At 69.2% G+C, this 23,118-nt stretch carries 12 protein-coding genes; 5 read left to right on the top strand and 7 right to left on the bottom strand.

All coding sequences use genetic code 11. From position 1 onward, the window contains the following. The first annotated feature begins 70 nt into the window (after positions 1-70). The gene (locus GA0074692_RS04780) at positions 71-1,717 is read left to right on the top strand and encodes an AMP-binding protein (RefSeq protein WP_176738296.1); all 1,647 of its coding nucleotides are present in this window, start codon (positions 71-73) and stop codon (positions 1,715-1,717) included. A gap of 13 nt (positions 1,718-1,730) precedes the next feature. On the opposite strand, the gene GA0074692_RS04775 is transcribed toward GA0074692_RS04780, so the two are convergent. After that, positions 1,731-2,939: an RNA-guided endonuclease InsQ/TnpB family protein gene (locus GA0074692_RS04775; RefSeq protein WP_091639738.1), complete on the bottom strand. Its 1,209-nt coding sequence runs from the start codon at positions 2,937-2,939 to the stop codon at positions 1,731-1,733. Between the two features lie 320 nt (positions 2,940-3,259). On the opposite strand from GA0074692_RS04775, the gene GA0074692_RS04770 reads away from it, so the two are divergent. Continuing rightward, on the top strand, positions 3,260-3,493 hold the full coding sequence (locus tag GA0074692_RS04770; protein ID WP_141725161.1) for a hypothetical protein: 234 nt from the start codon (positions 3,260-3,262) through the stop codon (positions 3,491-3,493). Between the two features lie 27 nt (positions 3,494-3,520). Beyond that, positions 3,521-4,480, top strand: coding sequence for a ferritin-like domain-containing protein (locus tag GA0074692_RS04765; RefSeq protein ID WP_245730163.1), 960 nt, complete (start codon positions 3,521-3,523; stop codon positions 4,478-4,480). Positions 4,481-4,513: 33 nt separating this feature from the next. On the opposite strand, the gene GA0074692_RS04760 is transcribed toward GA0074692_RS04765, so the two are convergent. Together GA0074692_RS04760 and GA0074692_RS04755 are read right to left on the bottom strand one after the other, a co-directional pair. After that, entirely contained in the window at positions 4,514-6,235 is a 1,722-nt protein-coding gene (locus GA0074692_RS04760; protein ID WP_091639733.1) for an acyl-CoA dehydrogenase family protein, read from the bottom strand. Continuing rightward, positions 6,225-8,033, bottom strand: a complete 1,809-nt coding sequence (locus GA0074692_RS04755) for an acyl-CoA dehydrogenase family protein (protein WP_176738294.1) — start codon at positions 8,031-8,033, stop codon at positions 6,225-6,227. The genes GA0074692_RS04760 and GA0074692_RS04755 overlap by 11 nt, the downstream gene beginning before the upstream one ends. 290 nt (positions 8,034-8,323) lie before the next feature. Here GA0074692_RS04755 and GA0074692_RS04750 point away from each other — a divergent pair, with 290 nt between their 5' ends. After that, positions 8,324-9,697: an HAD family hydrolase gene (locus GA0074692_RS04750; protein WP_091639729.1), complete on the top strand. Its 1,374-nt coding sequence runs from the start codon at positions 8,324-8,326 to the stop codon at positions 9,695-9,697. 114 nt (positions 9,698-9,811) lie between these two features. On the opposite strand, the gene GA0074692_RS04745 is transcribed toward GA0074692_RS04750, so the two are convergent. The 4 genes from GA0074692_RS04745 to GA0074692_RS04725 all read right to left on the bottom strand — a co-directional run bounded on the left by GA0074692_RS04745 (position 9,812) and on the right by GA0074692_RS04725 (position 21,381). Further along, positions 9,812-16,075, bottom strand: coding sequence for a S8 family serine peptidase (locus GA0074692_RS04745; RefSeq protein WP_245730161.1), 6,264 nt, complete (start codon positions 16,073-16,075; stop codon positions 9,812-9,814). A gap of 176 nt (positions 16,076-16,251) precedes the next feature. Further along, a complete protein-coding gene (locus GA0074692_RS04735; protein WP_091639720.1) occupies positions 16,252-19,206 on the bottom strand; it encodes an ATP-binding protein in 2,955 nt (984 codons plus the stop codon). Positions 19,207-19,395: 189 nt separating this feature from the next. Continuing rightward, positions 19,396-20,448 (bottom strand): hypothetical protein, encoded by a 1,053-nt coding sequence (locus GA0074692_RS04730; protein WP_141725160.1) that lies wholly within the window; start codon positions 20,446-20,448, stop codon positions 19,396-19,398. 153 nt (positions 20,449-20,601) lie between these two features. Then, positions 20,602-21,381 carry a hypothetical protein gene (locus GA0074692_RS04725; protein ID WP_091639715.1) on the bottom strand — a complete coding sequence of 260 codons (780 nt, stop codon included), beginning with the start codon at positions 21,379-21,381 and terminating at the stop codon, positions 20,602-20,604. 243 nt (positions 21,382-21,624) lie between these two features. Between GA0074692_RS04725 and GA0074692_RS04720 the strand changes: the two genes are divergently transcribed. Continuing rightward, complete coding sequence (locus GA0074692_RS04720; protein WP_176738292.1) at positions 21,625-22,989, top strand: hypothetical protein; 1,365 nt, start codon at positions 21,625-21,627, stop codon at positions 22,987-22,989. The last annotated feature ends 129 nt before the right edge of the window (positions 22,990-23,118 follow it).

The raw sequence follows: 23,118 nt of genomic DNA, 5'->3' as shown, positions 1-23,118 counted from the left end.
TGACCAATCCGCCCGGCGACGCACCTGTCGATCGATGGCGGTCCGGATGAGCGCGGGGAGGATCGAGGTCGTGTCGCTGTTCGCCTGGTTGACGGACCCGCCGGACGACCGGGGAATTCACATCGCGAGCGCCACGATCGACGAGTGGGATTTCACGCCGTATCCGCGGCTCGCCGAGCTGACCTGGGCAGCGGCTCGCCGCCTACGCCAGGCTGGCGTAGAACGCGGTGACGTTGTGGTCCTGGTCCGGTGGGCGTCCGTCGAGTTCGTCGCCGACTTCTTCGCCACCCTGGTGCTCGGAGCCACGCCGACGGCGGTCGCCCCGCCGCGCGCGTTCCGCGACCGGGCGGCCTACACGGCACACCTTGAACGCATCATCCGCCTGGTCGGCGCACGGGTGTTGTCCACGAGCGCCGACGTCGCCGCGCAGCTGGCGTCGCTGGCCCATGCTCAGGGCTGCGCGGTCGTCACGGAGATCGCCGACGAGCCGGTGGCGGCGGGCACCGTTACGCCGCCCGAGGTCGGGCTCATCCAGTTCAGCTCGGGTTCGACCAGCGCGCCCAAGGGGATACGGATCTCCTTCGAAGCGCTGCAGGGGCAGCTGTCCACTCTGAGCCAGTGGATGCAGCTCACTCCCCGAGACAGGCATGTGAGCTGGATGCCGCTGCACCACGACATGGGACTGGTCGGGCAGCTGCTGGCACCGATGAACCGCACCGCGGACGTCTGGCTGATGCGCCCCGATCAGTTTGTCCGGTCGCCGTCGCGTTGGCTGCGTCGGCTGGGCGAAGGCGTCCCGACCGGAGCCGTGACACCACCGTTCGGTCTCGCTCATGTGGTGCGGCGGGTGCGGCCGGCGGACGTCGCCGGCCTTGACCTGAGCAACCTGCGGTTCGTCATCGTGGGCGCCGAGCGCATCGAGGACAGTGTGCTCGAGGCCTTCCTGCGGCTTCTCGAGCCGTGCGGTCTACGACGAGAGGTACTTCTCCCGTCGTACGGCCTCGCCGAGGCGACGTTGGCAGTGACCGGGACGTCGATGCACGGCGCCTACCCGGTTCTGGATGTCGACCCGGCCTCCCTGGTCATCGGCGAACGGGTCGCCAGCGCCATGCCGGACAGCCGCCGGCTGCGTCTGGTCGGCTGCGGCACGCCGTTGTCCGGCATGTCGGTTCGGGTGGTCGACGACGATGGCCACACCGTGGGCGACGACATGTTCGGAGAGATCGAGATAGGTGGCGTCTCGCTGGCTGACGGGTACATCGGCGAAGACGGCGCGGAGGATTTCGCCGGTACGCTGCGGACCGGAGACGCGGGCTTCGTCCGCGATGGTCAGCTTTATGTCGTCGGCCGTCTCGGCGAGTCGGTCAAGCAGTTCGGCGCCTGGCTGTTCGCGGAGGACGCCGAGCGGTGCGCGCGGAACGTCGCGAACAGTCCGCAACGCACCGTCGCGCTGCTGGGAGTGCTGGAGGGACGCAACACGGCGGCCGTCCTCGTCGAAGGCGGTATCGGCGACGCCGCACCGGCGATCGGACAGGCCGTCGTCGAGGGCACCGACGGCCTGCGAGTGCAGGTCTACGCCGTGCCGCCAGGGACGATCATCCGCACCACCAGCGGCAAACTGAAACGGCAGGAAATGTGGCTCCGGCTGATCCGGGGAGAGATGGGGGGCAGCATGAAGTGGGACTCGGACCCCGTGACGGAGGAGATGTTGTCTTGACATCCTTCCCCGCCTAGAGGCGGGGGATTCCCTGGGTCGCCCCAAGGGTTTCCTGCTTCACTGCCGACTGCCCCGTTCGGGAGGTGTCCCGTTGAGGTCTTACACCGGCTCCACAGGCCGTCACCGCCAGCCCGGCGGCCAGAATGTTACGCGCCGCGTTCACGTCCCGGTCGTGGATCGTGCCGCACCGGCACGTCCACGACCGCACGCCCAACGGCATGGTTTCCGCGACGGCTCCGCAGACGGAGCAGGTCTTGGAGGACGGGTACCAGCGGTCGATCACGACCAGGTCCCGGCCGTACCAGGCGCACTTGTACGTGAGCAGTTCGCGGAACTGTCGCCAGGCCGCATCGGAGATGGCCCTGGCGAGCGAGTGGTTCTTGACCATGTTGCGGACGGACAGGTCCTCGATCACGAGCGTTTGGTTCTCACGCACGAGTCGAGTGGTCAGCTTGTGCAGGTGGTCCCGGCGGCGGTCGACGATGCGGGCATGGATCCGGGCGACCTGGAGTCGGGCTTTGGCCTGGTTAGCCGAGTCCTTCTCCTTGCGCGCCAGTTCCCGTTGGGCACGGGCGAGGCGTTCGCGGTCGGTGCGTTCGTGTCTGGGGTTGGTGATCTTCTCCCCGGTCGACAGGGTCAGCAACGAGTCCAGACCGGCATCGATACCAACCGCTGTCCTGGTGGCGGGTTCGGGGGTGATGGTGTCCTCGCAGAGCAGGGACACGAACCACCGCCCGGCGGCGTCGCGGGACACCGTCACTGTGGACGGGGTCGCACCGTCGGGCAGCGGCCTGGACCAGACGATGTCCAATGGCTCGGCGAGCTTCGCCAAAGTGAGCGTACCGTCACGGTAGCGAAACGCCCTGGAAGTGAACTCCGCCGACGCCCGCGACCGACGCTTGGACTTGAAACGCGGGTACCGGGCCCGCTTGTCCCAGAACGCGACGAACCCGGCCTGCAGGTGCCGCAGCGTCTGCTGCAACGGCACCGACGACACCTCGTTGAGGAACGCCAACTCCTCAGACTTTTTCCAGACGGTGAGCATCCCGCTGGTGACGTTGTAGGTAACCCGTTCCTGCCGCTGCTGCCACGCCTCGATCCGCGCATGCAGAGCCAGGTTGTAGACCTTCCGCACGCACCCGAAGGTCCGGTTCAGGAGGTCGGCCTGCTCCGGGGTGGGGTAGAAGCGGTATTTGTACGCCCGCTTCACCGCCCTGGTCACCGTCCACATGCTAGTAAGCCGAGCGGTGACGCTCGGAGTGACACGCGGGCAGACGCCGATTCGCCCAGGCAGCGGATCGGATGGCCCTGTCCTGCTTCGCAGAAGTTCCGTTTCCTCTCCGGCCTGAAGGCCGGAGTATCCACGGAAGGAATCTGTTGATGACGATGCGACGGCTCGCAGGGTCCGCGCAGCCCGAACGGAGGCACTGACCGAACATGGACAGCACGTCACGAGCAACCACCGAAGACACCAGCGACCTGGCTCGGACGGACGACATCGTCCGGCGGCTCGTCGGGCGGGTCGCTCCCGAACCTGTCGACGTGGCCGGCGAACATCAGAGCCTGGCGGGCGAGTTGCACTACAACTCCCTACGCATGGTGGAGCTGGCCTCGATCCTGGAAGACCTGTTCGAGTTGGACCCGTCGGTCCTCGCCGAGGCGCCACCCATGGGCACGCCAGCGGAATTGCGCGACTTCCTGCTCGACAAGGTGTCCGCCGGTCTCGGCACCATCCCCGGGCCAGACGACGTGGCGAGCGTGATCGACCAGTACTGACGCAGCCGCACGGGCGAAGGGACGCATGTGGAGGACCGCTCCGGGTCGTTGGTGTTCGAGTCGACGACGACGACCCGATTCACCTGGGACTACGAAGCCAAGGCGGACAAGCTCCGAGCGCTGTACGAGAAGGGCAAGGCGGCGCAGTGGAACGCGCTCACCGACATCGACTGGTCAGCCGAGCTTCGGTACGGGGCGCCACTGCCCGAGACGGCGGCCAGCGCGGCACAACTGAGGTCCCCTGACTGCCCGGTTCCCCCGGAGCTGTGGAACGACTACCGCTGGGAATACCACTGCTGGATGACCAGTCAGTTCCTGCACGGGGAACAGGGTGCGTTACTGGCGACATCGCGGCTGGTGCAGATCGTTCCGAACATCGACGACAAGCTCTACGCGGCCAGCCAGGTCGCCGACGAGGCTCGGCACGTCGAAGCGTTCTCGATGTATCTGCAGCGGCTCGGCCGCTCGTACCCGATCAATCCAGCCCTGCGGTCGTTGCTCTTTCAGGTCGTCGCCGACAACCGCTGGGACATCGTCTACCTCGGGATGCAGGTCATCGTCGAGGGCCTGGCACTGGCCGTGTTCCGGTTCGGCCAGGCATCCGCGTTCGATCCGGTCATTCAACAGATCACCGAACTGGTCGCCCGCGACGAGGCGCGCCACGTCGCCTTCGGCGTCCTGGCGTTGCAGGGCAGCTATGACGAGTTGACCTCGGCCGAGCGGGCTGAGCGCACCGACTTCCTCAAAGAGGCGTCGCTGCTGATGTCCCGCCGGTTCCAGTTGGAGGAGATCTGGGAGCGGATGGATCTCGACGTCGCGGCAGGAATCCGGTACGCGCGCAGCGACCCCACCATGGTGGACTTTCGGCGGGCGCTATTTGCCAAGATCGTCTCCATCATCCAGAAGCTCGGCCTGCTGACCCCCGACGTACGCACGCATCTCGAGGAACTGTCCCTGCTGCGGCCGAGCGCCGGGGTACGACGGTGACGGTCGTGGGCAGGGACGCCGGACCCGCCGGCGTCAACCAGCCACCGGTCCGGCCGCGAGGTCGAACGACTGCCCCCCGTCGAACCTCGACGTCAGCTCACGCCACAGCGGGTCGGACGTGTACCGCGACGGTTCGCTGGCGGGCTCGGCCGGCTGCGCCACGCCTCGGCGGAGCCGGCGGAGCGCGGCGGCGATCCAGTGCACGTCGCCCGCAAAACCGGCGCCCCCGGCGGCCCACCAGACGTTGAGACAGGCCGAGGCCGCCAGCACGGTGGCGTACCGGGCCGCCAGGTCAAAGGCGGCCGGACGCGCGTTCGGGGTGAGGTCCTCGGCCGCCAGGCCAGCGCAGAGCGGGGTGAGGTCACGCAGCTCGGCAAGGAAGGCAGCGGCCAGCGCAGCCACCTCCTGGTGCTCCCCACCGGCGCCGGCGAGCGCCGCACACACCGCGGCCAACGAAGCGCTCAAGCTGTCGCGACCGTTGCCGGAGACGCTCAGTTGGTGGTACGGCAGCTCGGGCACGTCCGTCCCCAGCTCGTAGAGGGTGCCCGGGGCGGGTTCACCCGACGGCCAGGCACGACGGGCCAGCGTCGGCAACTTCGGCAGCAGCGCCGCCAGGCACGCCGCCCGCGGGGCGTGACCGAACAGCGCCGGCGGCAGGTCCCGCAGGTGTTTCTGAAAGATGGCGTACGGGCCGGTGCGCAGGTAGAACGAGGCGCCGAGCAGGACGGACAGGCGGCGCATCGCACCGACCAGATAGCCGGGGACCAGGTATTTCACCGCCGCCGAATGCAGGCTGGCCTCGCCAGGCAGCAGGTGCAGCCCGCGGGCGGCCACGGTGGTGAAGGCATCGCAGATGAGCAGGTCGACGAACGCGTCGACGAGTGACTGCCGCCAGGCCGGCAGGTCGGCGACAAGTCGACCGTCGAGGCGTCGTCGTACACCCAAGCGCTGCGCGACCCGCAGGCCCGTATCCAGACTCGCCGTAGCCATGGCGGGCAACATCACCCGGGTGACCTGGAACGAGCGCAGGGCAGTGGACACACCGCGACCCATCGCGCCCAGCAAGCTACCGGAGGGGACCGGGCAGTCCAGAAATTCGACGCCGCCGAGCTGGACGCCCCGCATGCCGGCGGCCGGGAACCGGTCCAGGTGGCGTACCCGGTCCGGCGGCACGGCGGCCATGTCGACCAGGAGCTGGGAGTGGCTCCACGGGCTGAGCATCGCGCCGGTACGCGCGAACACGACCATGTACCGGGCGCGCGCGGCATTCGTGATGATCTCCTTGCGGCCGGTCAGCACCAGCCCTGAGTCGACCTGCCGGGCGTGCAGGTCAGCGCGCAGGAAGTCGCTGCCGTGGTCCAGCTCGTGGTAGGCCGCGGCGATGCGCCCGCCGCCGAGTACGAGGTCCGCAACCGTCCGACGCTGGTCGGTGTCCCCGGCCGCCCAGACGTTCTGCGTCGCGATGAACGGCCCTCCCCCGTACCCGAGCCACAACGCCAGATCCCGGCGGCACACCGGGCGCGTGACGCGGATCAGCTGGTCCATCCCGGCAAGGCGGCCGCCCGATGCGACCGGTACCAGCTCCGCAGCCGTGCCGCAGCGGTCGAGCGCCTGCTCACCGGCCTGGAACACCTCCTCCCGTTCGTCCGCGGCGAGGATGGCCGCGAAGCCGGTCGGGTTCGCCGTGTCCCAGGGATCGCCCAGCTGCTGCTCCAGCGCCGCTACCCGCTGCGCCGACCTCACGTCACCGGCCATCGGACTCCTTCGTGAGATAGCGCGGCAGGATGGAGACCGGTCCACGGGCGGCAGACCGGGCGACGGCCTCGAACAACGTCAGGAACATGTCCTGGTGCGGTGGCCGCGCCGGGTCCAATCGTCCGAGGAGAAACTCCAGACAGGTCGCCAACCACTCGCCACCGGCCCACGGCACGCACGCCGAGCCGATCGGAACTCGCCGGTGGTTGGCCAACCAGAGCGATACACAGGCGGCACCGGCCAAGCACAGCTCGTAGCGTCGGGCAAGGTCGAACGCTTCCGGCCCGTGACCGCCGTGGTGCGGGACCACCTGCGCGAGGTGCATGTGCAGCTCATCGACCTGGACGGAGAGCTCGTCCACCGCGGCTGCCAGGCGCGCCGGTATCTCGTGCTCCGCCACCAGCGCGCGGACGTGCCGCACCGCATCCGGCAGTGACTGCAGCAGGCTGCAACCGGTACGCGAGATCACGCCGAGTCGGCGGGGTTCCAACGGTGGGACCGGGCTGCCGAGCCGCAGCGCCGTGGCCAGCCCGGCGCGGTCGCTGTGGCCGCGACGGTAGGCACGAGCCAGCCGGTCGAACTGATTGATCAGCGCGTTCCGGTTCACCACCGTGCTGCCGTCGAAGATCGCCACGATGCGGTGATCCCGCTCCACCTTCTGATACCGCCCGCCGGCGTACACCCCTCGCAGGAAGGAGCGTGCCCCCAGCAGTTCCCCGAGCTCGTCGATGACTTCGTCCACCAGCGTCGGGACGAGTGACTTCGCCACCGCGGACACCACGCTCATCTCGCCGGGCAGCACGTGGATGCTCCGGTTGGCCACGACACTGACCGCCTCGGCGATGAACAGCTGGGCGTATGCCCGTCCCAGCGTATGACGGATGTTCGGCAGCTCGACGAGCCGTCCGCCGTAAAGCTCGCGGTCGACCGCGAACCGGGTCGCGAGCTCGAGCGCCTGGTCGGCTGCGCCGAGCGACAGAGCGGTGCATCCGGTGCGGGTCAACTGCAGGGCCTTGAGGATGATCTCCAGACCGCCACCCGGGCGGCCGAGCAGCGCGTCGGCGGGCACGAACGCATCCCGGAAGTCGAGGCCACTGATATCAGCCGCTCGGATTCCGTGGGTCGGTTCCTTCGGCAGGCACCGGTAGCTGCCCTGCGGCAGGGTCCGCTTGTCGACCAGCAACAGGCTCATCCCGCGCGGGCCACCGGCCGGATCGGTGCGGGCCAACACACATGCCTGGTGCCCGCGTGTCGCGTTGTTGATCAGCCACTTCGTCCCCGTGAGCCGATAGCCACCGGCGTCGGGCACCGCACGGACCTCCGTGGCAAGCAGATCGCTGCCATGGTCGGGTTCGGTCAGAGCCAGCGCGACGCGTACCCCGGACAGCACGTCGTTCGCCAGCCGAGTGGCCTGCTCCGGCGTCGCGGCCACCCACGAGGGCGCGGTACCGAGGAAGGTCTTGCCATGTGCGATCGCCACCGTCAGGTCTCGACGCGCCACCACGCGCAACAGCGCCGCAAGCTCTTCATAGCTGCGCAACGAGCCGCCATGTGCGGACGGGACATAGAACCGAGTCAGCCCGACCGCGTCGAGCGCGGCGCAGATCTCGCCCGGGAATTCTTCCCGCTCGTCCAGCTCCAGGCACCGGACGTGCGAGAACACGCGCGTCGGGTCGTTCGGGTCCCCGAGCCGACGGTCCAGCTCCCCGTCGAGCAGGACGGGAAAATTCCCGACGGTACCGTCCGGCACGGCGGCGGATTCGACGGCAACGCTCAGCTCGTCCGTTGCGACAGTCATGGTGATGACTCCCCGTCGACGCCGTTCTCGCCTGATCGCGCGCTCTGGCAGGGCTCGCCCTCGGTCGTCAACCGGTCGCATCCGCGCGGTGTCGGATCGCCCTCGGTCCCGACCAGGCATCGATGGACTCACCGGACAACAGACGTTAGCTGCTGAGTCCGGCGACGGCAAAGCGGCACCCCGCAGTTCGCGGAGTACGGCCGGTTCCCTTGTGGAGCCTGCTGCCGACGTGGCCGCGAACGCACCCTGCCAGTGGTAGGTTCTGTCGGGATTGCGGGGCCGTCGGACCAATGAGGAGAGCGACCAAGGTGCGCTGGTATCGTGCGGTCGCCTTCGACCTCGACGGCACGCTGACCACCGGCGGTTCGCCGTCGGCGGCCGTGCTCGACCGCATCGCGGCGTTGCGGGACGACGGCGTACGGATGCTGCTGGTCACCGGGCGCAACCTCGCTCACCTGGAGGCGGACTTTCCGGGCTTGGCCAACCGTTTCGATCTGGTCGTGGCGGAGAACGGCTGCGTGTTGCGCACTGACGACGCGGTCCGGCATCTCGTGGACCCGGTCGAACCCGCGCTGCTGGAGCGACTGTCCTCCGCCGGCGTCGCTGTCGGCCGCGGGGAGGTGCTGCTGGGCGCAGGCGCGGATGCCTACGACGCGGTGGTGGAGGCCGTCGGGTTCCTCGGCTTGGACGTTCAGGTGGTGCGCAATCGTGACGAGCTGATGCTGTTGCCGGCCGGCATCAGCAAGGGCACCGGTCTGTGTGCCGCGCTCGCCGAACTCGACATCTCCCCGCACAACAGCATGGCGTTCGGAGACGCCGAGAACGACCACGCCATGTTCGCCGCCGCCGAACTCGGGGTGGCCGTGGCCAACGCGGTCGATTCGCTCCGCCGCTGCGCCGACCTGGTGCTGACCACCCCGAACGGCGCCGGTGTGGCCGAACTGCTTGCCAGTGACGTTCTCAGCGGCCGACAACGGCTGCACAGCGACCGTCGACACGTCGTGCTCGGTACGGACGCCGCCGACCGGCCCGTCCGGCTCCCCGCGGCCCAGACCAACCTGCTCATCACCGGAGCCGGCGGGTCCGCCAGGTCCTACCTCACCCGTCTGGTCGTCGAACAACTGGTCGCGCAACGCTACAGCGTCCTGATGCTCGCCCCCGAAGGACGGCAGGTTCCCCTGGACACGCTGCCCGGGCTCACCGTACTGGGCGGCGCCCAGCTTCCCGACCCGGCGGAGTTGCCGCGCCTCCACGGCATCGACCGCAGCGTCCTCCTCGATCTGTCCGGTCTCGGCACTACCGCCCGCGAAGCATATTCGCAGGCAATGTGGCAGCAGCTGCTCGCACACCGCGCGGCGACCGGCACACCACACTGGTTCGTCATAGACGTGGGGCAAGCTGGGACGTGTCGTATTCCGTGGCCCAAAGGTACCGGCGCCGAGCAGTGGGGACTGTGCGTGGTCTCCGGCCAACCCGATCAGCTCGATGCGGACCTGCTTGCCCGGATGGAATGGCGGGTCGCGCTCTCCCAGGACGGTGGCCAGGAGGCCGTGCTCACCGGGCCGAACATTCTGCCTCAGTCGATCACCCTCGGCCGTCGGCTAACAACTCCCAAGGAAACGATGGTGGGCGCGTCCCAGGGACGTGAGGATCGTTCTGTCTGAAGACGAAAGACCAGCGCGCGGCAGACGATCACGCGAGATCCCGCGGTCAGAGCCTCCACGGCAATCCTTCCCCGAGGATGCTCTGACCACTGCTGACGGACCGGTCCGGCTATCTCATAGGCGCGGGTCCTCCTGGACCTTCAGGGCAGTGAGGATCGGGTCGCGCTCGCCGATCTCGCTGCGGAACTCGATCTTCAGATCGCCACCGGCGTGCTCGACGGTGACCGTGTTCACGTCCGCGGTCAGCGCACCGGCCCTCGCCTGCACGTCGTGGTCGTGGAGCACGGCCTTGCCGTCGACCAGAACATCGAAGGTACGCATGCCGGCCTTGACCTTCTCGATCTCTGCGAAGTCGAGGCCGATCCGGTACGTGCCGGCGGGCGCGTTCTTGAACACGTAGGCGAATGTCTTCCCGGTCCGCTGGGCGCGGAACAACGCGTCATCCTCGGTGCCGGCGATGTCCGCCTCGGTGGCGCGCACGACGCCTCCGACGTAGCCCCATGCTCCCGAGCCCAGCGCCTGGTCGGGCGACCAGACGAAGCCATCGGCACCGACGTGACCGGACCCGCCCACGTCGACGCCCTTCCAGTAGGCCGAGGTCGCCAGACGGACCGGCGTGTACTGGGCCTCGCCCTTGGCGGCGTTCGACGCCACGAGCACGTCACCGACGAGTACGCCGGGTTTGAGCCCGGTGTTGTCGACGGTCGCCGTGACCGTGGTGGACTCACCGACCGCGAGCTCGACCGTGCCGGTCGCGGCCTTGCCCGTCAGCGTCAGCCACGGAAGGTCGGCAGCCTCGTGCCCGCCGTCGGTGCGGCGTTGCTCGCTGAGCTGGACCCGTAGTGGCGCGGAGCCGGTGTTGGTCACGGTCACGTCGGCACTCGCCGTCTGGTCGGAGCCGAGGAACCAGTCGAAGGCGGCTCCGGTGATGGTCGCGATGCCCGTGGTGAGCGCAGAGTCGACCACCTCGGCCTGGTCCTTCTTGGCGATGGTGACCGGGCGGCTGGCCGTGACGTAGTTCGGCGCCCAGACCTCCACGGTGTTCTCGCCGACCAGCGCCTGCGCCTTCCAGCGGCCCGCGGCGTCGGCCGTGATGACCCGGTCGCCAGTCGGCGACTTCAGCGTGACGATCGCACCCGCGATCGGCTTGCTGTCGTTCGCGTCGGTGACCGTGCCCTCGATCGTGCCCGCGGCCGGGAGGATGTACTCCAGCCCCAGGCCGGCCGTGAGGACAGGCTGGTTGAAGGAGTGCTGGCTCGCGGGGTTGCCCTTGAGGCTCTCCACGCCGACCGTGGCCGACGACCCGCGGGTCACGGGCTTCTCGCCACCGATCCCGTCGCCGTACCCGATCTGGATCCGTCCGTCCGCGATCAGGGTGACGGAGAAGCTCACGCGGGCCGTCTGATCACTGTAGAAGGTGACGTTGCGCCACTCGATGACCTGCGCCTTCAGCCCGTCCACCTCGGTCGTGCCCAGGTAGATGCCTCCCTGGGCGTCGACGATGAGGTCGTCCCAGAGCGGGCGGATCGCGTCGATCGGGCTCCGCGACGGCAGTGCCGTGTTGGTCCCCAGCGTGCTGGCGCGGTCGAAGATCAACGAGCCGTTGGTCACCACGCACACGCCGTCCCAGGACGTGTCGTAGAACGGGAAGCGGAAGCTGGAGTCGAACCACAGCACGCCGCAGAGGTCGTCGCCGATCCAGCCGGAGTGCTCGGTGCCCTGGCGGTAGAGCCCGCTGGTCACCTTCGACGAGTACGAGCGACCGGCGGGAGCCACCGGTACCTCGCCCGGCTCCGGCTGCTCGGGCATGGGCTCCTGCTCGACCTGCTCTGCGCGCGGGTCGAGCGTCACGCGCAGCGCGGCGATGCTCGGGGCGCGCAGGCCCCTCGAACCCCGCAGCTCCACGGTCAGCGGACCACCCTCGTGCTTCACGACGGCAGTGCGCCAGTCGGCGGCGTTCGGCCCCCCGGCTGCGGCCGCGTCGTACGCGTACTCCGTCAGCGAGCCGTCCACGAGGACGTCGAACACCCGCTTCCCCTTGGCCACCTTCTCGATCTCGGCGAACCCGAGATCGATCGTGTAGGTGCCCTTGGGCGCGTCGGGGAACGTGTAGGTCAGGTCCTTGGCCGGCGTGGTGCGCTGCGACTGGAACAGCTTGTCGTCCGTGGTGCCGTCGATCCCGGCCTGCGTGGAGGTGACCCTGGTCTTCCCCTCGTAGCCCCACGCCCCGTCGCCGGCAGCCTGGTCGGCGGACCAGGTGTAGCCGGAGCCGTCGGTGAACGAAGGACCGCCGACGTTGACGCCGACCTGGTACTTCGTGGTCGTGAGCGTCACCGGGACGTAGGTCTTGGACTGGCGTCCGGAGTCGGACCGCACCACGATGTTCGCGCCGAGGACTCCTGGCTTGGCGTCCTTCGAGGAGACCGAGACCTTCACGGTCGTCGACTCCCCCGGCGCAAGGGTGCCGCCGGTCGAGGACAGCGACAGCCACGGCAGGTCGGTGAGCAGGTCGTCCTCGACGTCGACGAGCACGACGTCGTCGGCGATCTGGTCCACGGCCCAGAGCGCGCCGGTCACGTCGGTCGCAAGGCCGCCGCCCTGGCGCGACTTCATGCCCGGGAACCACCAGGCGTTGACGAGCTGACAGGTGCTGGGGTTGACCTGGATCAGCCGGGTCGGTCCGCTGGCGGCGAGGTCGCTGTACCAGAGGGTGTTCGACGCGGGGTTGTAGGCCAGCCCCATCACCTCGGGCTTGGGCGCGGCGCAGTAGGAGAGGAATTCACCCGGGTTCTCCCACGAGGTGCCGGCGACGGTCCCGATGGAGCCGTTCTGGCGGCCGCCCACGTAGAAGACGTCGAGCGTCGGGTTGTAGGCGAGCCCGGTCAGCTGCACCGTGGACCACGTGCCCTTGATGACCCTCGTCTCCTTACCGGTCTCCCGGTCGAAACAGTGGATCACCGAGCGCGGGCTGTCCTCGATCTGGCACATGTCGCCGGTCCGAGTGTCGAGCTCCAGGTCGAACGCGCGGTAGGCGGGGTTCCACGCGGCGTCGAAGACCTTGCCGGTCGGCTTGCCGGTCACCGTGTAGGCGGTGTTGGTCCTGGCGGTGTAGTCGTGGACCCAGACGTCGCCGTCGTATCCGACGCCAGCGGGCTCCTTCTCCTCGATCTTGCCCGGGATGGCGATCCGGGTGATGACGTCGCCGCCGGAGGTCGTGCCGATCTTGTCGGCGGCTCGCGCTGCAGCGGCATCGACCTTGGTGCTCGTGCCGTCGATGGCCGACGGCTTCATGCCCGTCGACGTCGTGTTCCAGGCGGTGAGGTCGATGGTGCTGTCGGCTCCCGTCCCGGTGCGCTCGGTGGGCCCGGTCGCGTCCAGCTCCGGGTGGCGCCCCGCCTCGCCCAGGTCGTACGTCAGCGGTGCCGAGCCGGTGTTGGTCAGCGTCAGAGTGCCGACGCCCTTCTGGTCGGTGCCCAGCACCGCGTCGAGGCCGTCGGCCTTCAGGCCGGCGACACCCGTGGTCAGACGCGCGTCGATCTTGGCCTTCGCGTAGAGCTTGTCGAGGGAGAAGGGGTATGCCGCGGTCGTGTAGTTCGGCGCGTCGACCGTCATCGTGTAGTCGCCGATCGGAAGCTGGCGATGCACGATGCCCGTCCCGCTGGTCGTGACGGCCTCGACGAGCCCAGACTTGTTCGTGAAAGAGACCTTGGCCCCGGCCACCGGCAGCCCGTCGTTCTGGTCGACGACGGTCGCGTCGAGGTACCCGAAGTCAGGCAGGTCGTAGGTGACGATCATCCCGTCGCGCAGCACCGGGGCGTATTCGGAGAACCGGATGCCGTCGACGCCGGCCCAGCCCTGTATTCCGGTGATGGCGCGGGCGCCGGCGGTCACCGGGTCGTCGGTACCGATGCCGTCGCCGTACCCGAAGATCACGGTGCCGGAGCGGGTGAAGGTGGCCGAGAAGCTGACCGGCTGCGTGTACTCCGACCGGATCGGGTAGGCCCAGACCCGGACGTCGCGGAACTCGACGACGAAGGCGTCCTCGCCGTTGACCTTGGTCGCCGCCGTGTAGACGCCACCGCCCGTGGTCTGGACGGGGGTCTGGACGTAGAACGGGAAGACGCCAGCCCCGCCGAAGCCGGGCCCGGTGGTGGTGTCCGGGGAGATCACGCCGCGCAGGCTGATGCCGAGGGTGTCGTGGCTCCCGTTGTAGAGCGCGACCGGGAACGGCAGCTTCACCGTGGCCCAGACGCCACTCGGGAACGCGACCGGGTCCGTGCCGCGCAGGTACTCGCCTTCGGAGACGGAGCAGGTGTAACCGCCCTCGTCGACGACGAGCGCAACCGGGATCTCCGGCGACTCGTTCTGCGCGCCGACGGTCAGCGGGACGGTGGTGGGCGAGAAGCAGGCGTTGGGCTTGATGTTCAGCGCGTATCCGCCCTCGGGGACAGCGGCGATCCTGAACGCGCCGTTGGCATCCGTGCGTACCGCGGCCAGCGGCGTGTCCCTGACGGAGACGTCGGCGTTCGGGACGGGCTGCTTCTTGTCGTCGACGACCCTGCCGCTGATGTCGTGGCGCGCCGCGGCGGTGAGGGGAACCGTGAGCGAGGTGTTCTGGCCCTGGGTGATCGTGGCGCTCGCGGTCGCGGTCAGGTAGCCGAAGACCCTGGTGCTGATCTGGTAGTCGCCGACCGGGAGGTTCATCGAGAACCGGCCGTCCTTGTCCGTCCCGATCGACCGGCTGAACGGACCGCTGATCGTCACCTCGGCGGCGGGGACCGGGGCACCGTTGGCAGTCACGACACCGGTCAGGGTGCCGCCCTGGCGCGGCGCGAGGTCGAGCAGGCGGACGAGGTCGAGCCGGCCCTCGCCGTACTTGTTGTTGAAGGCGGCGGTGCCGCCGCACTCGGTGTCGTCGACGTCGACGGCCGACTCGGCGAGCAGGCGGCGGGTCTGCTCGACCTGCCCGACCAGGGTCGGGTCGTAACTCCACAACGCCGCCACGGCGCCGGCGACGTGGGGAGCCGCCATCGACGTACCGGACATCTCGGTGTAGCTGTTGTTCGGGTAGGACGACCGGACGGTCACGCCGGGGGCGGAGATCTCGGGCTTGATCCGGCCGCCCTCACCCTCGCCCTTGCGGGAGAACGACCCGAGCGTGCCGTTCGACGCGTAGGCGCCGACGGAGTAGGCACTCTCGGCGGAGCCTGGCGAGGAGACGGTGTCGCAGGCCGCATACGGCGTGGTGTTGCCCGCCGACCAGACGCTGAAGATGCCCGCCGCGTTCCAGGCCTCGTCGATGGCCCGGAAGAAGTCGTTGAAGTTGTGCTCCGCGCCCTGGCCCCACGAGTTGTTGATGACGTGGGGGCGCTTGGAGACGTCCGGGTTGTTCCCGTGGACGTCGGTCGGGGCGAGCAGCCACCAGCCGGACTCGAGCAGCGACTCGGGGCCGCTGTCCGCGCAGCACCCGTCCGTCGCGATCCACTGCGCTTCCGGGGCGACGCCGACGTGGTTGGTGCCGTCGTCGCCGACCATGGTGCCCATGGTGTGGGTGCCGTGCCCGTCGTCGTCGCACGGCACGCCCACGCACGTGCCCCGGGTGGCCATCCAGTTGTAGTCGTGGTCGAACGTGCCGTCGCCCTTGTTGCCGCGATAGGAGTTCACCAGCGCCGGATGGTCGAACTGGACGCCAGAGTCGATGTTGGACACGGTGATGCCCGCGCCCGTGGCGCCCCTGGCCCAGGCCTCGGGAGCGTGAATGGCGTCCAGACCCCACGAGACGGTGCCCGTCTCGGCGGCGGTCGCCGGGGCGGCGGGGCGTACGGCCTGGTCAGCCGGGCTCTTCTCGTCCACGGGCTCGACCAGCGCGACCTGCGGCGTCGCGTGGATCTCGGCGACCTGCACCACCGAGGCCACGTCGAGGGCGAGGTTCTCGGTGCCGCCCTTGACGAGCACAGCGTTGGCGATCGGGTAGGAGGTGTATTTGACGCCTGCCCCGTCGAGTTCGGTGGAGACGGATGCCAGGGAGTCCTTCGCCGCTGCGGTCAGCGCGTCGTAGACGAACTGACCGCGAGCGGTCCAGTCGGCGATCTTCTTCGCCGGTGCGAGGTCGGCCTTGGTGTCGAACCTGATCCAGAAGTCGGAGACCGGCTCCGCACGGAAGCGGTCCTTCAGGTCCGACGCGATCTTGCTGACGGCCTCACCAGGTTCCGGCGCAGCAGCCGACGCTGGTGATGGTGGAATCATGCTCAGGCCGACCGCTACGGCCAGCGCAGCGACGAGGGCTTTGGGTCTCATACGGAGGTCCTCCGGCCTACAGGGGTTGGTAGGGGTCGTGGCTCTTGTGGTCGTCGCCGTCGCGGGCATCGCGGTCGGCACGGGCGTCGCGGACGCTGACGTGCGGCTCGCGCGACAGCTCGAGTGGTGGCTGGTGCTCGATGTCGGAGTCGTCACGCGCGACAGGTCGCTCAGGCATGAACTGCCCCAGGGCCATGGATCATGGAGTCATGCTCGGGGGCCGAACGACCGTCGCTATCCAGCGGATACGTCAATTTTCACGACGGGTAGTCGAGGGAATCCTCTTCTGCGAACACCCCGGCCTCTACTGCCTTGACCGCGAGCGCGGTCCGGGAGGTCACCTTCAACTTGCGCATCGCCGCACGCAACTGTTGATCCACCGTGGCCGGCGACTTGGCCAGAACCCGGCTGATCTCCCGGTTCGTCTTGCCGGCGACAACCAGTCGGACCACGTCGAGCTCACGAGGTGAGAGCCGGTCGCCGTACCCCCGTCGACCGCCGCGCCACAATCGCGGAACCTCGGCGCCGTGTTCGCGAAGCCGCTGCGCGACACGGTCCGCATCTCCGCGGGCCCCGAGCCTGAACAGATGCTCGTACTGTGCGGCCAGCAACTCTCGGCCCTGTTCGACCTGGCCTTGCGCCATCAGCGCCTCGGCTTGACGCTCGCGGGCGAGCATGGCGTCGTAGGGGCGCGGCAACGCGCTCCAGGCGCGCGCCGCCCGGTCGTAGGCCGCCGCCGCGCGGGCGTGGTCTCCGGCTGCGGCGGCCAACAGGGCACGGCATACGGTGAGCGCCGCGCGAGGCGCAGGCGCCGTACGGCCACGCAGTCCTCTGGCGAACTGGTCGCCCAGACGTGTCGCGGCCTTGAGGTCACCCGCGGCGAGGTGCGCCTCGATCCGGGCCGGGACGAGGTCCGTCGCCCAGACCCAGATGCCTTTTCTCCGGACTGTGTCCATCGGCTCGTTCGTGATCTGCAGCGCCCGGCCGCTGTTTCCGTCCGTCAGCCACAGTCTGGCCAGCGCAGCGGCGGCCTCCATCGTGTCGTCGGCTGCGCCGAGACGGGCGGACTCCTCGAGGACCAGCCGGAACTGCTCCTCCGCAGCGCGCCGACGTCCGGCCGCGGCTGCCAGCCGGGCGGCGAGCCGAATGCTGCCGAGGTAGAGCGCCGGCCGGTCTCGGTCGGCATCGGCGAGTGCCGCGCTTCGCTCCGCGAGACCCTCCCACCGACCGGTGAGCCACGCCAGGTTGGCCTGTTCGAGTCGGACGTTGTACTGCAACCGGTACGCCTGCTCGGCCTCGGCAAGGCGCATGGCCACGACGAGGTGTCCCTCCGCCTCGGCGTACCGACCCCAGATCAGTGCGCCGGTCCCGACATTTGCGTGGATGCGGGCCACATCGAGACGCTCCGCCGAGGTCTCACCGTCGACAGGCAGGTCGGCGACGACGTCCCAGGCCTCCTCATCGCCGAGCATGAGCAACGCAGCGGCACGGTTGCCGGCCAGGTTCAGCCACTCTGCGGGAGAATCGAATTCGGCGGTGAGCTCAGCGGCGCGATCCAGCCAACGCCGATGAGTTGACGCCGGCCATGGTCCCGCATAGGCCCAGCCGAGATAGGTCATCGCCCGAGCCGCCTCGACCGGGTCGTGGTCGAGGTTGGCCACCGCCTGCTCGAGCTCGCTGAGTGCGGCCTGCGCCTCACCCCCGGTGATCAGGAGCCGACCCAGGGGGTTGCGGATCTCGGCCTGCTGGCGTGCGGAGAGACCGGGGGTCTCCAGCACCGAGCGCAAGGTACGGATCACGCGGTGGTAGACCTCGTCGACCGGTTCACGACGGCCCAGTGCGGCCACTCCGGCGATGCGCGCGACTCGTGCCCGATCCGACGGCGGCAGCTCGGACCACGACAACAGGTCGGCCAGCAGGACGACCGCCTTGGTGTGGTCACCCGAAGCCATGGCCAGCTCGGCGCCCTGCTCGGCGTACCGCGCCCAGGATTCCGTCTCGCCCGCCTCACGGAAGTGGCGGGCAAGGCGTGCGACAGGCGGCGGATGGATGTCCTCCAACGCCCGGCCGGCCCGCAGGTGGAAGTGTCTGCGATCGGTCAACGGGATCGCTTCGTAGACAGCCGTGGCGGCCAGCACATGCCGGAATCGCCACTGGCCGTGGTCGTCTCCGTCCAGGACGCCGGCATCGGCCGCCTCCGCGACAGCGCCTCGACACGCATCTGGTGACAGACCGGCGGTCACCGCGATCGTGGCCACCGATGACCGCTCAGCCAACGTCGCCGCAGCTCGCAACACCTGCTGCGCCGTCGGCGACAGACGGCCCACCCGCTCCCGGGTGGAGTCGCGCACCGTTGGCGGCACCTGTAGCTCGCTCAGCTTCAGCCGGACCCACTGCCCGTCACGGAAGACGAGGTCGGCACGGTCGCACATGAGGCGAACCGACTCCTCCAGCGCCAGCGGAACGCCACCGGTCCGCTCGTGCATGAACGTCGTGAACTCCTGCGAGATCGGGTTGCCGTCCAGCATCGAGGACACCAGCGCTGCCGTGTCGTCGGGTCGCAACGGCGCCAGGGCGATCCTCAGCTGGGTCACGCCAGCAGGCAGCCGGGACGTCAGCCGCAGCAACAGCGATCCGGCGTGCACTTCCTCCGGCCGATAGGAGACCACGAGGCTTGGCCCGTCCGACTGCTGTCGGGAGGTGAGGAACAGCAGGAACTCCAGGGTCACCTCGTCGGCCCAGTGAGCGTCCTCGAGCACGAGGACGTCGACACGCAGAGCCCGGATCAGCTCGTCCAGGGCACGGAACAGGCGATGCCGTGCCGCCTTCGCATCGTCCAAGGGCTCCAACGCGGGCGGCAGGTCCGAGGACCATTCAGGGAACAGGGGCCGTAACGCACCCGCAAGATCGGTGAGCCGCAATCGCGACACCGGCCGGTCGATCCCACGGAACGCGTCGACGATCGGCCCCAACGTCAGCGACTCTCGAAGCGGTGGGCACACGGAGACCAGGGCAGTGCGCTGGTACGGCGCGGCCAACCACTCTCGTAGCAGTCGGCTCTTCCCGATCCCCGCCTCGCCCTCCACCAGCACGATCGCCGGTGGCCGGGCCAAGGCACCCCTGAGCGCCCCCATCTCCCGATCACGACCCACGAAACCCGGCGTAGAAACCGTCGGTGAGGTCCGGTCGTCCTCCGGCGAGGGGTCGAGCATGCGTGATGGTCTCGCTTTTCGCTGCTCAGGCGCAAGTACCTACGACCGCTGCCCGGCCAGGACTCGGCGCCGGAGATCACCGCCGCTAACAAGATCATCGGCGTGCGACGACATCCGCCCCCTGCACGACGCCCGCAGCGAGGACAAGAGCACCGTCTACCGCGAGCTACAGCATCCGGGAAGCGATAGTCAGCGCCCGTGGTCCAGACCGAGGACGAAGAACGTTTGCCAGTAGTTCGTCTTGTCGGGTAGCCGGGCGCTCTTGCCGTCGAAAATGGCGAGGTCACGCGGACCGTGCAGGCCACACGCGCGTGCCGTGTCCACGAGGACGCGAGCCAGGCCGTCGCCGTCGACCGCGTCCGCAGGCCCGCCGAGCAGCCGCCACTCGGGTCCGCCCATGCCGTAGGGATCGTCGGACACTGCATCCGGCGACAGCCAACCCAGGGCCGGTGCGTCGACCGCGCTGTCGATGAACCCGCCGATCACCAGCCGGTCGCGACCGGGGAGCACGTCGAAGCCAAACCCGGGACCGCCGATGACCGGCGCGAGGGAGAGGCCCAGCGCCTCCTGCTCGGCCGACACGGTGGTGAGCCAGCCACCCAGCGCGCGTTCAAACGCCGGCCAGTCCTCGTGCGGCGTCACGCCTGGAACCTCGTGGCCGCCGAACGAATGACCGTGCGCCGCCTCCCCGTCGGCGTACGCTTGCTCGGTCCAGGCCAGCTCACACATGACGCCGTCGCCCGGCCATCCACGAAGGAACCAGGCCTCGACCGGGCCGGTCGGGTGCAGCACCAGTTCCGGGCCGTTCGGGCCGGCCGAGAGCTCGACCGTGTCACCCGGGTACGGACGCCGCCACCGCAGATACGGACTTCCCCACGACGGGCGGGCAGAATGCGGCGGTCCGAACACGCCGTACGTCCCACGGACCGTCGCCGGGCCCAGCACCGCCGACACCGCGGCGGCCGCCCGTCGGAAGCGTTCAAGTTGCGCGGTCACGGCCGCGTCACCACGAGCCAGCGGGACGCTCAGGTGGGCGTGTTCTGCGCCGGCCGGGTGCAACCGAGCGTCGCCGGTGGGCAACCGTGTTCGCACGGTCGTACCCTCGTCGTCCGGTTGCCAGCCCCACGTACGGACCAGTTCGCGCATCGCGACGCCCGACCAGTCACCGGGCCGCGCCGACCGGAACCGCCGAGCGAACGTACCGACCTGCTCGTCGGACAGCACCGTCGTCTCATCTGCCATCAAGCGAGTATTCCTGACCACCTGACGGCCCGGCGGCTGCGGCTCAGCCGAGCGGGATCGATCCCTCACCTGATGACGCGACGCGGACCGAGGATGATCGCGCCCGGCGCGGCGGCGCTGGTCCGCGCGATCAATGACACGGGCGCCATCCGGTCACGTCAACCCGCGGCCTGCCGTATTTGTCGCCCGCCATGACGGCCAGTCCTGTGGCCAGGTGTCTGGCCAGTTGTCGTTCGGGGCTGCCGACACGATCCGGGTAAGGCTGAGCACGTCTCGGGTGAGCCGTTCGGCGATGTCGTCGATGTCGGCAGCGGTCAGCGGCACCCAGTGGTCGAAGCGTTTGCCGACTGCGCCGTTGACCAGTGCCTCCGCGTGTTCCGCCGGTACGTCGGCGGCAGAGAGAAACCACTGGAGGACCAGGCGGCACCAACCCTGCCAGCCGTCGTTGTCCACGACGGGGGCAACGACGGTCCTCATCAGGTGGGCGACGGCGGCCTCCCAGGTGGCCACGAGGTCGCCCGGCCCCGCTTGTGCCGGATCGAGCAACGGCAGGAACCGGTCGAACCGCTCGGCCAGGCTTTCCAACCACCGCCGCCAGACCAGGAGCGATTCGGCGACAAAGGCCGGCGCCTCGGTCGCTGTGGGAATGCGGTCGGTGACCCAGCCCAGCCGCTCGCCCTCGCCAGGCCCCCAGTACCAGCGGTAAGCCCACGATCCGTATCGGTCGGACAGTGCCATGCTGACGGCCTCGACCCATGCCCAGGCTTCCGATTCCCCGATCCACCGGCTCTCGCGCCATACCGGCGCGGGTGGCGGCGCGGGCACCATCGTCCGCACCAGAGCTGGCACCTCGGTCGGGTCGAACGGGTTTCGCGCGGGGTCGACGTCCGCCCACGTCGCCAGCGCTGGTGGTGTTGGCCCATCGTTCGCCATAGATCATCATCGTGACAGCGGATTACACCTGGCGTCGAGCGAGTATCCGCGAGAGTGCGCGCTCATCGGCTACTTGTTTCGTTGACCTGCGACCGTGGCCCGGCCAGGCTTCGGTCGAGGCGCCCGGGCTGACCGATGAGGCGTGACCGGCGTGCGGAGGCCACAGCGCGCACCATCGGCGGCATGAGAGTGAAGCGGGGACGAGGCCGTGGTTGAGTTGCCCGGTTCGTTGATGATGCAGGGGTGAATCTGCGCCGTCCAGTCAGCTCCCGCGTGATCGCGGCGGTTTTCGGGGTGCCGATGGCGGGATTCTTCGGTCATCTGGTGATCCTGCAGTTCACTGTCCGCGCCTCGGTGTCCGGGCGGCTCTGCGCCGGCTTGATCTCGCTGATCGCCCTGTTCATGGCGGCCAACTTTCTTTCGTACGCGTTGCAGCGGTTTCAGGTTGATGTCGACCGGGACGGCTGGAGGGTGCGGATCGGCCGGTACCGACGTGACCTGCGATGGGCCGAGATCTCGGCGGTGGTGATCGAGAACCGGGAGCGGGGTGTCCGCCGGATGGTTCCCGCGCTCTACCTGGTACCAGACCCGGGCGTCAGCCTGGACGTTCCGAGTGACCTGCGGGCCACCGTGGACGGGCGACCGGCGGTACGGCTGTTCGACCTGGACGAGCCGAAAATCGAGGAGAGGCAGTTCGTCCGCGACCTGGCGGGTCTGGCCGGTGACCGCCTCGAGGTTCGGGTCCACCGCCTCCACGTGATGCTGCCGAGCGAGGACGCTCGGCAACGGCTGATTCCCGCCTTCCCGCCTGGCGCGGAGGGCGTGCGGACGCAGCGCTGGCTGAACCGGCGGCGCTTCCCGCTGTTCGTCGGCTGGTACCTGTTCGCCGTCGTCCCCGCGCTGCTGCTCACCGGCTTCACGGCCGGGCTGAGCGAGCTGCTCGGTGCCGCGGTTGCGGTACTGGGCCTGCTCGCGGTCGTCGCCGCGTACGCCCAGTTCGTCACGCTGTTCAGCGATGCCACCGACCTCGTCGACAGGGAGGTGGCGATCGCCGGCACGGAACTCGTTCGGGTGGTCGGCGACCGCACCCTCCGCGACGACATGCACGGCGGCACAATCGTGGTGCTGCCACCGGGGGCGAAACGCGGCTACGGCAGGGCGTGGCTGCTCGGGGTCCCGCACGTCGTGGCGCTACTCGGCGATCCGCGGACTGGACGGCTTCGCAACCACGACGACCTGCGCGCCCTGTCGGCAGTGCTGCGCGAGTCGCCACATGAGAGCGATCGGGCCGCTGCCCGGGACATCGACAGCCTCGCCCTGCAGTCCCAGGTCGGCGACTCGACGGAGCCAGACGGCGCCGAAAACGCCCGCCTGTGGATGTCGCTGACCAAAGCCGGCCGCATCCTGCCCTGGGCCGTCGTCGTGGGCTCCGTCCTGCTGACCGGAAGCTGGATGCTGGAGAGCACCCACTACCTGGGCGACGCGGTCCTCCTGATCTGTGGTGTGCCTCTGGCCACCATGTGGGCGTTATACATGCTGTACCGGATATACGCGCTGCTCGGCGCAGCGTGGCAAGCGGCGTGGCAGGCGGTCCGGAAGAACCACTAACCAGCTACAAACGCCCCACCGCCGCAGTACCTCGGCGGGGAAGAGTGTCTTTTTCGACAATGACGCTGCATGACACGCGGTCAGCGGCAAGCGGATGCGTGCGTCATCTGCGATCTTCAAGGCCTCGCC

Source organism: Micromonospora pallida (genome assembly GCF_900090325.1).
In the GTDB taxonomy this organism is placed as follows: Bacteria; Actinomycetota; Actinomycetes; order Mycobacteriales; family Micromonosporaceae; genus Micromonospora; species Micromonospora pallida.
This window is presented reverse-complemented; position numbering and strand designations above follow the sequence as displayed.

Excerpts from the sequence above, each read along its gene's own strand:
- GA0074692_RS04755 (WP_176738294.1), bottom strand. The coding sequence starts at position 8,033 with ATGACTGTCGCAACGGACGAGCTGAGCGTTGCCGTCGAATCCGCCGCC.
- GA0074692_RS04760 (WP_091639733.1), bottom strand. The coding sequence starts at position 6,235 with ATGGCCGGTGACGTGAGGTCGGCGCAGCGGGTAGCGGCGCTGGAGCAG.
- GA0074692_RS04735 (WP_091639720.1), bottom strand. The coding sequence starts at position 19,206 with ATGCTCGACCCCTCGCCGGAGGACGACCGGACCTCACCGACGGTTTCT.
- GA0074692_RS04750 (WP_091639729.1), top strand. The coding sequence starts at position 8,324 with ATGAGGAGAGCGACCAAGGTGCGCTGGTATCGTGCGGTCGCCTTCGAC.
- GA0074692_RS04725 (WP_091639715.1), bottom strand. The coding sequence starts at position 21,381 with ATGGCGAACGATGGGCCAACACCACCAGCGCTGGCGACGTGGGCGGAC.
- GA0074692_RS04730 (WP_141725160.1), bottom strand. The coding sequence starts at position 20,448 with ATGGCAGATGAGACGACGGTGCTGTCCGACGAGCAGGTCGGTACGTTC.